12 protein-coding genes are annotated in these 15,350 nt (G+C 44.1%); 10 read left to right on the top strand and 2 right to left on the bottom strand.

Features of this window, described 5'->3' with window-relative positions; translation table 11 throughout:
* Positions 1-184: 184 nt before the first annotated feature.
* From GZK95_RS10120 to GZK95_RS10110, 3 genes are all read left to right on the top strand, one after another.
* Positions 185-769, top strand: a complete 585-nt coding sequence (locus GZK95_RS10120) for an ECF-type sigma factor (RefSeq protein WP_161987209.1) — start codon at positions 185-187, stop codon at positions 767-769.
* Positions 770-773: 4 nt separating this feature from the next.
* Entirely contained in the window at positions 774-3,680 is a 2,907-nt protein-coding gene (locus GZK95_RS10115) for a serine/threonine protein kinase (protein WP_075715712.1), read from the top strand.
* Positions 3,681-3,860: 180 nt separating this feature from the next.
* A complete protein-coding gene (locus GZK95_RS10110; protein ID WP_151148844.1) occupies positions 3,861-5,405 on the top strand; it encodes a coiled-coil domain-containing protein in 1,545 nt (514 codons plus the stop codon).
* A gap of 59 nt (positions 5,406-5,464) precedes the next feature.
* On the opposite strand, the gene GZK95_RS10105 is transcribed toward GZK95_RS10110, so the two are convergent.
* Positions 5,465-6,640, bottom strand: coding sequence for a quinone-dependent dihydroorotate dehydrogenase (locus GZK95_RS10105; protein ID WP_075716556.1), 1,176 nt, complete (start codon positions 6,638-6,640; stop codon positions 5,465-5,467).
* A 129-nt stretch (positions 6,641-6,769) separates the two neighbouring features.
* Between GZK95_RS10105 and GZK95_RS10100 the strand changes: the two genes are divergently transcribed.
* The 6 genes from GZK95_RS10100 (at position 6,770) to GZK95_RS10075 (ending at position 14,337) form a co-directional block, all read left to right on the top strand.
* Positions 6,770-7,402, top strand: a complete 633-nt coding sequence (locus GZK95_RS10100; RefSeq protein WP_083626431.1) for a hypothetical protein — start codon at positions 6,770-6,772, stop codon at positions 7,400-7,402.
* A 229-nt stretch (positions 7,403-7,631) separates the two neighbouring features.
* The gene (gene fes / locus GZK95_RS10095) at positions 7,632-9,113 is read left to right on the top strand and encodes an enterochelin esterase (RefSeq protein ID WP_161987208.1); all 1,482 of its coding nucleotides are present in this window, start codon (positions 7,632-7,634) and stop codon (positions 9,111-9,113) included.
* A 408-nt stretch (positions 9,114-9,521) separates the two neighbouring features.
* Positions 9,522-10,994: a protein adenylyltransferase SelO gene (locus tag GZK95_RS10090; protein WP_075716558.1), complete on the top strand. Its 1,473-nt coding sequence runs from the start codon at positions 9,522-9,524 to the stop codon at positions 10,992-10,994.
* Positions 10,995-11,224: 230 nt separating this feature from the next.
* Positions 11,225-12,220: a TRAP transporter substrate-binding protein gene (locus tag GZK95_RS10085; RefSeq protein ID WP_075716559.1), complete on the top strand. Its 996-nt coding sequence runs from the start codon at positions 11,225-11,227 to the stop codon at positions 12,218-12,220.
* A gap of 83 nt (positions 12,221-12,303) precedes the next feature.
* Complete coding sequence (locus GZK95_RS10080) at positions 12,304-12,972, top strand: TRAP transporter small permease (RefSeq protein WP_075708292.1); 669 nt, start codon at positions 12,304-12,306, stop codon at positions 12,970-12,972.
* Between the two features lie 3 nt (positions 12,973-12,975).
* Positions 12,976-14,337, top strand: coding sequence for a TRAP transporter large permease (locus tag GZK95_RS10075; protein ID WP_075708290.1), 1,362 nt, complete (start codon positions 12,976-12,978; stop codon positions 14,335-14,337).
* 17 nt (positions 14,338-14,354) lie between these two features.
* Here GZK95_RS10075 and GZK95_RS10070 read toward each other — a convergent pair whose 3' ends face one another.
* On the bottom strand, positions 14,355-14,540 hold the full coding sequence (locus GZK95_RS10070) for a hypothetical protein (protein WP_075716560.1): 186 nt from the start codon (positions 14,538-14,540) through the stop codon (positions 14,355-14,357).
* 203 nt (positions 14,541-14,743) lie between these two features.
* Here GZK95_RS10070 and hutZ point away from each other — a divergent pair, with 203 nt between their 5' ends.
* On the top strand, positions 14,744-15,316 hold the full coding sequence (gene hutZ, locus GZK95_RS10065; RefSeq protein ID WP_075708286.1) for a heme utilization protein HutZ: 573 nt from the start codon (positions 14,744-14,746) through the stop codon (positions 15,314-15,316).
* Positions 15,317-15,350: the final 34 nt, after the last annotated feature.

The following is a 15,350-nucleotide window of genomic DNA, read 5'->3' as shown; positions in this document are numbered from 1 at the left end:
AAACAAAGTGCGCGAAATGAGGAGAAAAACGTCCCTCGATTGCATGAACAATGATTGGCAAGCTGACAATCTGTTGTGGTTCGGTTTAATTACGGAAATAGTTAACAAAACACAACATCGCTGTTGTTGCTTTTTATGCTCGTCGAGTAGCATAGCTTCTTTGTATGAAACCTTGGAGAATATTGTGTCACTATATGACATCGAGCACGCTACAAAGCTGTTGATGGGGTGGCAAAGCCGAGACAAAGATGCAAGCCAAGAGCTATTTCATCATGTTTATGATGATATTAAAGCGGTCATTGCAAACTTAATGCAAACTCAGCGCCCAACAGACACCCTGCTGCGTGAAAGCTCCGTAACGGAGCTCGCGAATGAATCCATCGTCAAGCTTCACCGTTGGCGACATGATGAAGTGCCAATGGAAAGTCGTCGCGATTTTTTTGAATATGTGCGGGTTTCTGTGTGGCATTTATTGTTTGGTAAAGCGCACCATAATTTAGTGATGCTCAGCTCATCTGAACAACTGCTTGACCAACTGGAAGAGGCGATTCCCGCTGAGTTCACCAGCCAGCACGAGTTAAATCGCGATCTCTACATCGCCTTGGAAGAAATGCGCGCCCGATACCCGCGACAGTTTGAAGTGTTTGAGCTAAAACATTTTTCTACCGCATCCATTACGGACATTGCTGAGTTGAAGGGGGTATCTAAGCGTACCGTCGATAATGATTTAAAGTTTGCCCAAGTATGGCTGCAAAAGAAGTTAAGTTAGGATTATGAATCAGGGTTTGGACGCAACAGAGCTGTATATCGAGTTATTGTCATTAAGTGCGGCGGATCAACGTGAGCGCTTAGCGCAAATTGCTCAACTCGATCGCGATCTTGCTAATGATCTGGCGGATATGTTGGCACTCAATGTGACCGAGCTCAATGATGACGGCTTACGCTCTTTCGTTCGTTATGTGCCTCAAGAAAGTGATTTAACTGGCTACTGTGCGATGGGGTTTGAAATTGTTGCCCCATTGTCTGAGTCGGGGGGAATGGGGCGGATCTATCTAGGCGAGCAAATCGTCAATGGCGCTGAAGGCCAAACCAGCAAGCACCAAGCGGCAATTAAAGTTCTGCGAAAAGAAGTGATCAGTGCTCAGCGATTAGAAAAGTACTTTTTCCGTGAAGCATCAAGTTTAATTGAACTGGATCATCCCAATATTTGCCGTGTTTATGGCTTTGATAATATTCAAGGCAGCGCCTGCATTGTGATGGAGTACATTCAAGGCGTGACACTTGAGGCGTGGCTGGCACACAACCCTACGCTAAATGAGCGTATCGCGATACTTCATCAGTTGTGCCAAGCGCTAGAATATGCGCACTCTCGGCATATTTTTCATGCGGATCTCAAGCCGCAAAACGTTATGGTGACGTCGAGTAACCGACTTAAGGTTATTGACTTAGGGTTAGCAAAACGGATTGAACAATCGCAGATTTCATCAGGTGAGCAGGCTTATATTCAAGGCTACTCTGAGCAATGGTCTTCACCGGAGCAAAAAAAAGGGCGCTGGAGCTACTCACAATCTGATGTCTTTTCTTTGGGGCTGTTGATAGAAGCGTTGTTCACCGGTGTTGTACTTAAAAAGCAAACTCGTGCAGAGTTTAATGCCATTATTACTAAAGCCACCGAACTCACCCCTCAAGCGCGTTATTTCTCTGCCGCTGAACTTTACCTCGACTTAAGTCGCGCATTAAACCACTACCCAGTGGATGTGTATCGACAAGATGTTTTTTACCGTTTGCAAAAGCAGTTTCGTCGTCATCCGTGGCGATTTGGCAGCGTTGCAATTGGTGTTGCCAGTGCGGCGATTTTTGTTGGTTTGACTTTGAATCATAACGCGCAGTTAATGAGAAAACAGCGTTCCAGTGAGCAGATTATTGCGCAAATGGAGCAAACCCTCAGCAATAACTTGCCTTCATTAAGCTATTACTATCAGTCTCAAAGCGTTGATTCTCTTTACCAGTTTGCGGCGAAAAACTGGCTGAAAGGTGAGGCTGAACTAGAGCCTGAAGCTAAATACCAAACTGGACTTGGATTAATTTCAGGCTTATTCGACACACAGCAAATTAAGCTCGCGAAACAGTTGTTGTCGGTATTGGTGACGCAACCAGTTAACCGTTCAGAGAAAATTGTTTTAGATGGTTGGGGTTTTCGCCTGGCGGGGGCGAGTTATATCGAAACCAACTATGCGTTGGGTGGCAGTTATTCGAATCAAGAAAAGTGGCTGGCAAATCCTGAACTTATCGAGCCCACCGAGTTTGATCAAAACAAGCTCGACGACTACTTGACTCGCATAGACAACAATCAATTGGAGAATGAAGAGCTGCTCACAGCGTTTTATGCTCTGGGTGTGATTCGCCCGTATCAAAAAGAGCAGCAAACCGAGCGGTATAACAAGTTACAACAGCGACTACTCTCTTGGTTGGAGACATCCAGTTGGCAAACCCTCAGTATTAACCAGCAGATTGAGCAGATGAGCCTGTTCGCCAGTTATGTTAATCATAATATTATCCTCTCTCATCTTGCGATAGAGCAACTCCAGACACCACTGCCGGATGCAGTGGATCGAGAGGTGTTGCGTTTGGCACAAAATAACGTCCAGTACTCTCTAGGGACGTTAACCAAGTTGCAGCACATAATGACCCGTTCGCACCATTCACAGGTGAGGGAGTTTGGTTCGCAAGTCGCCGAGTTATTGACCTCACAAACCGATCGTCAGCCAACCGAATTGCTTACCATGACGAAAACCGCAGGTATGATGATGGTAGCGACAAGTTACGCGGAAAATCGACAACTGCTTCAAGACTATCAAGAGACGTTGTTGGCTCAGTTTTCCACTCAATCTGCCAACCTCTATGATGCGGTGAATCGACAGGCTCTGAATGCCTTAGAACTGGGGCTAATTGGCAAGGCTGAGCAAATCGGGCGCTTAGTTGAGGATGTGCAAATTGTGCAAAATCCACAATATAGCCAGAGTGGCCTACTGCGCTCAAATATACTGCTCGATTTGTACCAGCGTGAGTTAACGAACATCGAAACTTCAGTCGATCAATATATGCAGTTTGAGCTGCAGCGGTTCAAGTATTCCCTCGACTACATCGGCGAGGTGAGCGATGAGGAAAAGCGCAACCATTTCGCCTTGGAATACCCGTTGTTGCTTGCGGCAAGCAATCATCAATGGTCTCGATTTGAAGAGATAATTAAGCAAAACAAACTCACCTCAATCGGTTGGCGTGCATTCTCCAGTTACCTCTATCAAATGGGGGGCGAGAGTGGAAAAGCGTTGGCGATATTTGATGATATTCCGGACGTTTATCAGTTTAGAGATGTGCCGATCTGGTTGGCAGAAGACGTGAAAAACGAGGTGCTTTTTTTCTATGGACGAAAGCTACCAGGTCGAGCTCACAAAGCATTAATCATGTTAAGGCAGCAGGCTGAGTTGCAACGATATGACGAAAAAGCGGCCAGTTATCATGCGGCTAAGAACTACCTTTTCCAGCTCGGATTAGCGCTACGCAGCGGTGAACAAGCCGAGACGATACATCAGCTAAAACAGTGGCTACAGCAATCAACGGGCGTACAAGAACTGCCTACACAGTATCAAGATTATTACCAACGATTGATCGAGCTGTAATTTTTTTGCGTGTTTTTTTAGTAAAAACGTACATCGTTTAATCGCGTCATAGTGCTAAATTGGCGTCAACTCAATTGTTGCTAGTGACGCTTCAATCTCTGCCCTAAATTGCAGTTTTTCAGGGCAGAGATTGAATCAAGATCGGACGTCCTAGCACGCTATTCTGTAAAGGACTCCAAGATGCACTTCAAACACACTCTATTATCGATATTAACCGCGTGCTCGATGCTCTCCGCTCCCAGTTATGCCTTTTTTGGTTCAGGTTTACCCAGTGGCTCAGAGCTGGAAAAATCGATTCAGAACGATATTTCGCATTATTCCGATTGGGAAGTAGTAGATGTCGATATTGGTAAAGAGATGCCTGTCGATAAAGAGTGGTTATTGGCACACAAGCTAGGTCAATCACTCGGCTCGGAGAAAAGCGAGATCAAGCAGTATCGACTCGAGGTTGAGCTTGAGTATGTGGGTGATAAGGATCTATTGGCTTATTTAGGGACAATTGATGGCAAAGCGTATCTAACGCCTTTCATTGAATCTGGTGACAACCATAAGTTTAAAGGCGCACTTGTCTTTGTTGATTATCAAGACTCAAAGGATGAGTTTGCAACGATTTTTAATAGCAAGCGTTTAAGAGATGCGAATAACCAACACGCGAAAGCGTTGCAGGCAATGAAATCCCAGCATCAACTGGTTAAGCAGCGCAATTTAGATGATGTCGCAGAGATTGCCGACCAAGCGATTAAACGAGATGGCGCGTCACTCAAACAAGTGCAGGCGCAATTGGAAACATTGCAGCACGAACTTAAACAGTTGCAAGAGCAGCAGTTTGCGATGCGACAAGAGAGCAATCAGGCAAAATCGACGTTAGCGCAAAAGCTTGATGAAGAGAAAAAAGCATTTTACGCCACAGAAGAAACGCGTTATCAGCAAGCTCTCAAAGATAATAAACAGAGTTTCGAGCAAAAGCGTCAACAGCTGGCAGAACAGAAAAAGGACCTTAGCTCGCAGATAAAAAGTATTGAAAAGCAACAAAAAGAACATATTAAACAGTTGCTTGATGAAGAAAAACAAACGACCAAGCAGGCAATAGCGGAACTTAAAGATGGCTATAAACAGTTGAAAGCGGAGGCTTCGAATGAGAAAAAGGCCCAGATATCTGCTCTGAAGAGTGAAGAGAAAAACATACTGAATGAGAAAAAAGCGTCGTTGGATAAAGAGTCGTATAAAACGGCAAGAAACCAAGTTCGAGATGACTACAAACAGCGTCGTGATGCCGTAAATGCTCAATACAAGCAGACTGTTGACCAGCAGAAAGCAGAGCAAAAAACGCAAACGGACGGGGTAAAATCATCAAGCAAGCAGCGTCAAGAGCAGATTAAACAGGCCAATTATCCTCAGTTTTCACAAGCGATTGAAGATGCGGCTAAGCAACTAGAATCCATCTCTCTTGCTTATGATAACAGTCGTGATGAGCAAAAAGCGCAGGCTAAGCAATTAACCGAGCAGTATCGTCAACTCCAAACCAACTTTAAGGAAGGGCAGGTGAAAGCAAAACAGGAGCTAAAGGCGCAGCTTTCTGCCAAGTATGAGGGACTCAATCGCCAATGGTCAGCGAAAAAAGAGCAAGTTAAGCGTTCTACGCAGCAAGCGCGTAAGGTGAGTGAGCAAGTTCGACAAGCTGAGCGGGTGAAAAAGCGAGCGCAGCGTATTGAAGAACTTTCCTAATTAAAAAATGCCAGCGTTTGCTGGCATTTTCAACGAAGGAAGCTTAAACAACGATATAGCTATGCAACGTTTTTAACTTCTTCGCTGGCTGGTTCATGCTTTTGCTTTGGTAAAGGGTTTCTGGAACCAACGGCTTCCGCTATTGATTTAAACCCGTCTTCTTGAAGCAGTTTAACTAAGCCGCGATTGATTTCATTGATATTCTGGGGGCCATCGAAAATCATGGTGGTAATCATGTGCAGTAAACTCGCACCAGAAGTAATCTTCTCGTAAGCATCTTTAGCACTGAATACCCCACCAACCCCGATGATAGTGAGTTCGCCACGAGTCCGTCGATATACATGACGAATAACGTTGGTTGAGATTCTCTGTAATGGTAAGCCACTCATTGCGCCTTTATGATAGGGCAATTCTTGTTTAATAAATTCTTGATTGTGGCTTGGTTTTGCGAGATTGGTTAATACTACGCCGTCAACTTTGTGCGCGACACAGCAATCAACGATAGTGTTAATTTCATCCAACTCGAGATCCGCTGCGAGTTTAACGTAGATGGGGCGACCGTCAACGCGGTTTTGGTTGACGGCGATTAATAGAGCATCAAGGTTATTTTTGTCGACAAATGGCTCCCCATCTTGAGTATTGGGACAACTAATGTTGATAGTGTAATAATCGCCAATATCCTTGAATAGTTGCATCGTTTTTACATAGTCATCGATTGAGTCTTGTAAATCGAACTCAGGGGTAATATTTGATTTCGCAGCATTAATACCGACTCTTAATTTCCCAAAGTTTGTTCCACGTAATCGACTGGATATCTTCTCTGCACCTTGGTTGTTTAATCCATACCAAACTAATATAGATTTAGATTTAACCATTCTGAAAAGTCGTTTTCCTGGATTTCCGGGACATACCTCGCCAGTAAATGAACCCAATTCAGCTAATCCAAATCCAATCGAAGGATAAATACTGGTTAGCTCGCCATCTTTGTCAAAACCCGCCGATAGACCGACTGGATTACGATACTCGATACCATCAACAGTGGTATTGAGGCTTTTATGCTCATAATTGAACAACAATGAGGTGATTGAACGGGTGATAGGGTTTGAGCCGAGAAAGACACCCACTTTTTTGAACATGTAGTGTGCATCTTCTGGATCCATTAAGAATATTATTGGGCGTGCGATTCTATAGAGGATCTTGAGCAGAAAATTCCTCACACCGACGATGAAACTCATAGGTTTCTCCTTTACTTTCTATTTCACATGATTGTTTTAGCAACTTATACCTAGTTGCTTATAAATCGTAATGGTAATTATTATCATTTGGATCTATATTAGGTGAAATTTGTGATATGAGGAGAGGTAATGCGCAAGATTATGGGCCATTTGATGAAAAGAGAGCCGAGAATCCATCAAAGAAATGATGCCGTTGTCGCGGCCTGCCAACCTCAAACCTGGCGTTTTACTGGGCATATTTATTATTTGCTGGATACGCTAAAGCTAAGTTACTCAAGTCAAGCAGGACTAGTAACCTATGAGAATGTGAATGAGGAATCGCTCGCTTCGTTATGTCGTGAAATTTCGCGAGGAAACTGGACTCAACCGCGAAAAACGGCAGATATTCCAGCCCTATTTACTCTCTCTGTTTGTGCCGTTAGTTGGGAAAAACGGCAAGGAAAACTCCGAGTAAAAGCTATTCCTGATGCTGCTGCATTGAGATTTGAAGATATTGATTATCAAGTGAGTGAAGCGAAGTTTCAAAGTCAATATCGACCATGCGATGACATCACAACTCCTATGGCCGATGTCGGAGGTTTTGATAAATATATAAAGCGAGTACGCAACCTTTCCACTAAAGAGTTTTTGCAAATTTTAACTGAAAATAACCAAGCACTCCCTATAGCATTGCGCCACTCAATAAACGTCACAGCGAAGAATTTTGAATATCGATTTACTCATAGCGAGCGAGTTGTTTTTTCGCAAATTATTGGAAAATAAACATTATAAATAAATATGATGGACTGTAACTCATCCTCGGTTTTCATTGTGCAATGTGATCAACTAACAGAGTTAATCAGGGATGTCACTATCATTAGCTCTGGCAATGTTTATAATCTTGAGTTTATTAATGATATTGAGAATTATTAACATGAAGGCTTTTTTGACCGGTCTCTTTGCGTCTTTGAGTATAACTGCAGTGCATGCGTCTGATTTGATGGAACAAACAGTGACTATTTCTGATGCTTACACTGCCGAAATCCATGTTGATGAAATGGCTTATTTCCGCGGTAGCATTGAGAGTGAGCGTCCTTTGGGTGTAGCGAAAATTGTGGATGTCGACGGTAATGTCGTTAAAACGATAGTCGACTATGGTCAACGTGATGGCGAGCTTTTTTGGTTTGTTAAACAGCCGGGTTTATATACGTTAGAGATTGACTCAATTGAAAAAGATAACCGAGTGACTATCAAGATAAATGAAAAATCACTCAAGTCAGATCAATACGTTAATCCTAAGGAAGCACTCATTAGCCCACTATTAATGGCGTTGGAAAAGCAACTACAGATTGATCCTGAGTATGAAACAACTTTTTGGCAACAAATAAAAAGCAAAGGAACACCTCTTGTCGAACCCAATATCGACGGTAGTGCCATAGTGACTTTTCTATGGCGTGGTGATGAGAATAACGTTCGATTATTTGGTGCACCTTATGATGGCCACGTCTACCTATCTAGGCTAGGGGAGAGCAGTGTATGGTATAAAAGCTATCAACTGCCCAATGGCACGCGAATGTCATATCGTTTTGCTCCCAATGTACCTCAGTTATCAAGTTTGGAATGGATTGAACAGCGCAGAGCTGTATTAGCTACCGCTCAAACTGACCCTCTGAACATTCGACCTATATTTGCTGCGAGTCAGGACAAGTTTGGTGATGCATCTACGCTGGAATTTGGAGATGTCCCTTCAGACCAATACACCAAAGAGAGTGGGGCACCGAGTGGGGAGGTTTTAACTTATCAATTTGACAGTCGAGTGTTAGCCAACCAGCGTTCAATCAAGGTCTATTTGCCGAATGCGACTCATCGTGTAGAAAGAGATGCTCCGTTGTTAATCGTATTTGATGGTGACCAATATTTAACGCGAGTGCCAACGCCAACGATTCTTGACAACTTAATTGCAGCTAGGGAAATTCCCCCTTTACGCGCAGTGTTTATTAACCATCCCACCAACAAATTGCGAGGAAAGGAACTTCCGCCTAATCAGGACTTTGCCAAATTTTTAGCGACAGAGTTAGTCCCATGGCTAAAGCAAGAATTTCAAATTGAACCAAAGGCAGAGACAACCATTCTAACTGGGTCGAGTTACGGCGGTCTGGCTTCTATGTATATTGCGCATCAATATCCGCAGATATTTGGCAACGTATTGAGTCAGTCGGGTTCGTTTTGGTGGGCCCCTAGTCGTTTGCAAAAGGAATGGTTAATTGATCAAATTAGCCACTCTCCTCAGAACTCAATTAAGGTTTACATGAATGCTGGATTGTTTGAACTCAAACCAGACCGAGCAAGCATTATTGAGACTAATCGTAAGCTCTATAAAGTGTTGCAAGACAAGCAGTATGATGTGAAGTTTGACGAACTGGCGAGTGGGCATGATTATTACAGTTGGCGTGTAACTTTTGCTAATGGGTTAGACTATCTGTTTGAAAACTAGCATTTGGCAGAAGCATTTAAATTAAACCTGTAAAATAATTAATTAACTCACTTGATTGGAGTGTTTTCGACTGACTTATTGTGATCTTGTTCAAGTAGTGTCACAAAAAATTCATCATTAATCTGATTGTCAATTAGCCAAATTTTCATATTATTGTAATTAAGATGTCATATTAAGTGAGGTGGTTATGAGAGAACAAGAAATGATACAACCTTCCAATTTTGGAGTGATTAGCCGTACTTGCCTTTTTTCTTTAGTAGGTATTCTCGGCGTCTTTTTAATGGTTAATTGATAGATTTTAATTGCCATAACAAGTGTGTGGGTACTAACTTTTCCACGATATTTGCTAGCACCCACCTGCTTTCTTTGCTAATTTTAAGTCTGTATTAGCGTTTAAACGGACGATAAATGGCTAACCAATCATCCCCTAAATTTTCAAATCGTTTTGCCCAACTTCCGCAATCCTTCTTTACCTTAGTCAATCCTCAACCACTAGAGAATGCCCGTTGGATTATCTGGAATAGTCAACTTGCTGATAAATTCGGATTTCCGACTGATGTTCCTCAAAATGCTTTAAAACAACAGTTATGCGGAGAAACTGTTCCTGACCATTTTACCCCTTTAGCAATGAAGTATGCAGGGCATCAGTTCGGCGTATATAACCCTGATCTGGGGGATGGACGAGGTCTGTTGTTGTGTGAAGTGGCCGATAAGCAGGGCAAATTGTTTGACTTACATTTGAAAGGGGCAGGGCTAACGCCGTATTCACGTATGGGAGATGGACGAGCCGTGTTGCGTTCCACAATTCGTGAGTATTTGTGTAGTGAGGCAATGGCCGGTTTAGGAATCGCGACAACCCGCGCGCTTGGTATGTTGGAGAGTGACACGCCAGTTTACCGCGAGAAGCAAGAGCGGGGAGCACTACTATTGCGGATGGCGGAAAGCCATGTTCGCTTTGGTCATTTTGAGCATTTTTTCTATACCAATCAAATGGCTGAACTTAAGTTGCTAGCAGACAAAGTGATTGACTGGTATTGGCCTGAGTTGGCGAGTGCAGAAAACCCTTATGCAGCGATGTTTACAGAGGTGATGGAGCGCACGGCGTTAATGATTGCTCAGTGGCAGGCGGTCGGATTTTGTCACGGCGTCATGAATACCGACAATATGTCTATTCTTGGTCAAACCTTTGATTATGGTCCATTCGCTTTTTTGGATGATTATGATCCAAGTTACATTTGCAACCATTCAGACTATCAAGGGCGTTATGCGTTCAATCAGCAACCACGGGTGGCGTTATGGAATTTGAGTGCACTTGGTCATGCGCTTTCTCCATTGATCGATAAGGCTGAAGTAGAGCAAATATTGGCGCAGTATGAACCGCGCTTACAGCAATACTACAGTCAACAAATGCGTGCCAAGCTAGGCCTACATACCGTTTGTGCCAATGATGGTGAGTTCTTTAGCTCCTTTTTTGCTTTGATTGAGACGACCCATGTCGATTATCCACGCTTTATGCGTGAACTGTCGAATCTTGATAGCGGTGATGGTTCTGCAGTGGTAGATCTCTTTGTTGACCGCGAGCGAGCGCAGCAATGGCTAGATAGCTACCTAGAACGCACGACCCTAGAAGTCGACAATGTCGGTCAACCAGTTTCACCACAGCAGCGCTGTCAGCAGATGCGAAGCGTTAATCCTAAGTATGTCCTGCGTAATTACCTTGCTCAGTTGGCGATAGAGAAAGCCGAACAGGGGGATTTTAGTCAAGTCAACGCCTTAGCCTTGTTGTTAGCTCATCCGTACGATGAGCATTTCGCTTATCAAGACTATGCCAATCTACCACCAGACTGGGGAAAAGGAATGGAGATTAGCTGCTCCTCTTAGCGGACGATTACGTGGGGAAAGTTACCCATTTGTTAAATAGTAATGGGTGGATTATCACCCATTATTCACTGCTTGCCTGTTTATTCAGGCTCTTATCACGCAAACAAGCCCGTGTAACTAACTGTAAAACAATAAATTTACATTGCATTAACTATTTTGGCGTGCATTTTGCCCTTAGTTAAGTATCAACACCCAGTGATGGGGTTGTTTACTTAACAAGGAGAATAACAATGTCTAAGCCTTTGACCCTACTATCTGTATCCGTATTGGCAGCTACGAGCTTTAATGTCATGGCAGCCTGTGACCCAGGTGAAACCGTGATTAAGTTCAGTCACGTGACTAATACAGATAAGCACCCGAAAGGCATCGCCGCTTCTCTTCTTGAGCAGCGTGTTAACGATGAGATGAATGGCAAAGTCTGTATGCAGGTTTTCCCAAATTCAACACTCTATGATGACAACAAAGTACTCGAAGCTCTGCTGAACGGTGATGTGCAACTTGCTGCTCCTTCTCTCTCTAAGTTTGAAAAGTTCACGAAAAAGTACCGTATCTTCGATCTTCCTTTCTTATTTGAAGATGTCGATGCGGTGGATCGTTTCCAAAACTCGGAGTCTGGCGATAAGTTAAAAAATGCAATGAATCGTCGTGGTCTGCAAGGTCTGGCGTTTTGGCATAACGGTATGAAGCAAATGTCTGCGAACAAACCGTTATTGACTCCGGAAGATGCGAAAGGATTGAAGTTCCGAGTACAAGCGTCAGATGTATTGGTTGCTCAGTTTGAACAACTTGGCGCTAACCCTCAGAAGATGTCATTCAAAGAAGTGTATGGCGGTCTACAAACCAAAGTTATTGATGGGCAAGAGAACACTTGGTCAAACATTTATGGCAAGAAGTTCTTTGAAGTCCAAGATGGCATCACGGAAACCAACCACGGCATCCTTGATTACCTAGTCGTGACCTCAACTGACTTCTGGAAAGGTTTGCCAGACGATCAGCGTGAACAGCTCAATACCATTATTCAAGAAGTGACGGCAACGCGTAATGCCGAGTCGACTAAGGTCAATAACCAAAATAAAGCCAATATTATCGAAGCGGGTGGCGTGGTGCGTTCTTTAACGGCAGAACAACGTCAACAGTGGGTTACAGCTCTACAACCTGTTTGGGCGAAGTTCGAGAAAGACATTGGCTCTGAGCTTATTCAAGCAGCACTGGATTCTAATAACTAATAACAACAATTTAGGCCCTTTTGTCGGGAAAAGGGCCATTTTTTTCTTTCTCTTTTAGGGAAACAATTAAGAAGCGATTAACTATGGAACAGTCATTTTTTGCCAGAGTTGGACGGGTAACTGATGCCATTGAAGAGTCTTTAATAGCCTTTTTCCTTGGGGCAATGACGCTATTGACCTTTGCCAATGTCATTTCACGCTACGTGTTTAACGACAACATACTCTGGGCGCTTGAACTTACAGTGTTTATGTTTGCTTGGATGGTGTTAGTTGGCGCCTCATATGGTGTCAAAAAACATTTTCATATTGGTGTCGATGTCATCATTAATATGGCACCAGATAACCTACGTAAGGTTTACGCCTTACTCGCCGCAGCTTGCTGCTTAGCGTTCTCCATCTTGTTATTAATTGGCTCTTGGAACTATTGGTTTCCATTTGTCACAGATCGAGCATGGTACGAAACCGATGATATCCCTATGCCAGAAGTGCTGCAGTTTTTAGCGGACTGGCTAAATGAGGGTGAGCGTTACGAAAAAATGCCACGCTTTATTCCTTATATGGCACTGCCTATTGGTATGGCTTTGCTCACTTTCCGTTTTATACAAGTGACTTGGCAGATTGCGACGGGCAAGTTGGATCGCTTGATCGCAGGGCATGAAGCGGAAGAAGACCTCGAAGCGCTCAAAGCCGAAATGGCCGATGCCGCGGATGCACTGGATACCAAAGACAATAAAAACGGCAAGGAGAGCTAACCAATGGATATTTTGTTGCTATTCGTTATGGTGGTCGGCTTTATGCTGATTGGGGTGCCTATCGCTGTATCGCTTGGTCTATCGAGCATGTTGTTCTTAATGATGCACTCGGATGCGTCATTAGCTTCAGTCGCTCAGACTCTTTTTAACGCCTTTGCTGGGCACTACACGCTCTTGGCTATTCCTTTCTTTATTCTAGCGTCAAGTTTTATGTCAACTGGAGGGGTGGCAAAGCGGATCATTCGTTTTGCTATCGCTATGGTTGGTTGGTTCCGTGGTGGCTTAGCGATGGCGTCGGTGGTGGCATGTATGATGTTCGCTGCCCTGTCGGGTTCTTCTCCTGCCACCGTGGTTGCGATAGGTAGTATCGTTATCGCAGGTATGATTAAAAATGGTTACTCCAAAGAGTTTGCCGCGGGCGTAATCTGTAATGCCGGAACGTTGGGTATTTTGATCCCCCCATCCATCGTAATGGTTGTTTACGCCGCGGCGACCGATGTATCAGTGGGTCGGATGTTCCTTGGTGGGGTTATTCCGGGCTTATTGGCTGGTGTGATGCTAATGATCGCCATTTACATTGCTGCGCGAGTCAAGAATCTACCGAAGCAGCCGTTTGTTGGATGGGGTGAAATGTTTGCCGCAGCCAAGGATGCCAGTTGGGGATTGTTGCTGGTGGTGATTATCCTCGGTGGTATTTATGGCGGGGTGTTTACGCCAACGGAAGCGGCAGCCGTGGCAGCGGTATACTCATTCTTTATCGCCAATTTTGTCTATAAAGACATGGGACCATTCGCTGACAAAGGGAATACTAAGCCTGTATTGGTCAAAATCGTCCAAGCCTTTGTACATAAAGACACCAAACACACTTTGTATGAAGCGGGCAAATTGACCATTATGCTGCTGTTTATCATTGCTAATGCACTGATCTTGAAGCATGTTCTGACCGAAGAACGCATCCCACAAATGATCACCGAATCAATGTTGTCGGCGGGGTTAGGGCCGATCACCTTCTTGATCGTGGTGAACGTGTTGCTGTTAATTGGTGGGCAGTTTATGGAACCATCGGGGCTACTGATTATTGTCGCACCATTGGTTTTCCCGATCGCTATCGCGCTTGGTATCGACCCGATTCATTTGGGTATTATGATGGTGGTGAATATGGAGATCGGCATGATAACGCCACCAGTTGGGCTTAACCTATTTGTGACAGCGGGTGTGGCGAAAATGTCCATGATGCAGGTCGTGAAAGCCGCGCTACCTTGGGTTGGGGTGATGTTCCTCTTCCTGATTATCGTTACCTATGTTCCTTGGGTTTCGACATGGCTGCCAACCACGCTGATGGGGCCTGAAATTATTACCAAGTAATTAAGCAGAGGTGAGGGCTACACCTCCTCATCAATCTGTTTTGCTTGCGGGTGGCGGGGGTCACTCCCTTGTCGCCTTTCATAAAATCGCCATTTTATATGGCGATTTTTTCTTCTATCTTTCCCGCTGCGATTGTCTGTTTGATACACGCCGTCAATCAGAGTTGTTTCGGCGATGGCTTTGATCTTAATTCTTTCACCCATAGGCTCGTCCTTTCGTCGATAACATGAAGTTTAAGTATGGAAGAGTTGTGAAGAACTGGCAAAATCACCACTAATTCAGTCGCGTGAATGCTGAGTTGAGGAGGGGCCAAAATGCATCTAACATTGAGGTCGTTATACTCTCAAATAAGGCATGATATCCGCTTCGGTGTCACTTTCTCGCCAATGGAATAGGAACAAACTGTATGAACTCAGACAACAAGCCAACAAATAGAAAGTCACAAGAAGAGGCTGAGCGCCGAGCTCGTTTGCAAAGTCGCTTGGGTGAAGAAGTTCAGCAGTTTCGAGATTCAAGACAGACGCTGCAATTGGCAACCATCGACGCTCAAGGTATGGCGAATGCGTCATACGCACCGTTCGCATTTGACCGCCAAGGTTACTATATCCTAGTCAGTGATATCGCTGCCCACGGACAAAACCTGAAAGTTAATCCAAACGTATCTATCTTGATGATTGAGGATGAAACCGAGGCAAAGCAGATATATGCTCGTAAGCGCCTGACCTTTGATACCACGGCTCAACTGATTGAGAGGAAGAGTGAACAATGGCACCAAGGATTAGCGGCGTTAGACAGACGTTTTGGTGATATCATCGCGAGCTTGAGTCAACTTGGAGACTTTAATCTTTACCGACTCATACCGAAGTCAGGGCGCTACGTAAAAGGATTTGGCCAAGCTTATGACGTTTCCAGTGATGATTTGCTTGATTTTGTTCACCTTCAGCAAGGGCACATTTTCCCTGCCAAGGGCGAACAGTAAATACCGTCGCCTTGCCAGTGAACATACCTTTCGT

The organism is Vibrio panuliri (assembly GCF_009938205.1).
Taxonomy (GTDB): domain Bacteria; phylum Pseudomonadota; class Gammaproteobacteria; order Enterobacterales; family Vibrionaceae; genus Vibrio; species Vibrio panuliri.
This window is presented reverse-complemented; position numbering and strand designations above follow the sequence as displayed.

Bases quoted from the DNA above. Each gene is read 5' to 3' on its own strand.
- GZK95_RS10115 (WP_075715712.1), top strand. From the start codon at position 774: ATGAATCAGGGTTTGGACGCAACAGAGCTGTATATCGAGTTATTGTCA.
- GZK95_RS10110 (WP_151148844.1), top strand. From the start codon at position 3,861: ATGCACTTCAAACACACTCTATTATCGATATTAACCGCGTGCTCGATG.
- GZK95_RS10105 (WP_075716556.1), bottom strand. From the start codon at position 6,640: ATGAGTTTCATCGTCGGTGTGAGGAATTTTCTGCTCAAGATCCTCTAT.
- GZK95_RS10100 (WP_083626431.1), top strand. From the start codon at position 6,770: ATGCGCAAGATTATGGGCCATTTGATGAAAAGAGAGCCGAGAATCCAT.
- GZK95_RS10090 (WP_075716558.1), top strand. From the start codon at position 9,522: ATGGCTAACCAATCATCCCCTAAATTTTCAAATCGTTTTGCCCAACTT.
- GZK95_RS10085 (WP_075716559.1), top strand. From the start codon at position 11,225: ATGTCTAAGCCTTTGACCCTACTATCTGTATCCGTATTGGCAGCTACG.
- GZK95_RS10080 (WP_075708292.1), top strand. From the start codon at position 12,304: ATGGAACAGTCATTTTTTGCCAGAGTTGGACGGGTAACTGATGCCATT.
- GZK95_RS10075 (WP_075708290.1), top strand. From the start codon at position 12,976: ATGGATATTTTGTTGCTATTCGTTATGGTGGTCGGCTTTATGCTGATT.
- GZK95_RS10070 (WP_075716560.1), bottom strand. From the start codon at position 14,540: ATGGGTGAAAGAATTAAGATCAAAGCCATCGCCGAAACAACTCTGATT.
- hutZ (WP_075708286.1), top strand. From the start codon at position 14,744: ATGAACTCAGACAACAAGCCAACAAATAGAAAGTCACAAGAAGAGGCT.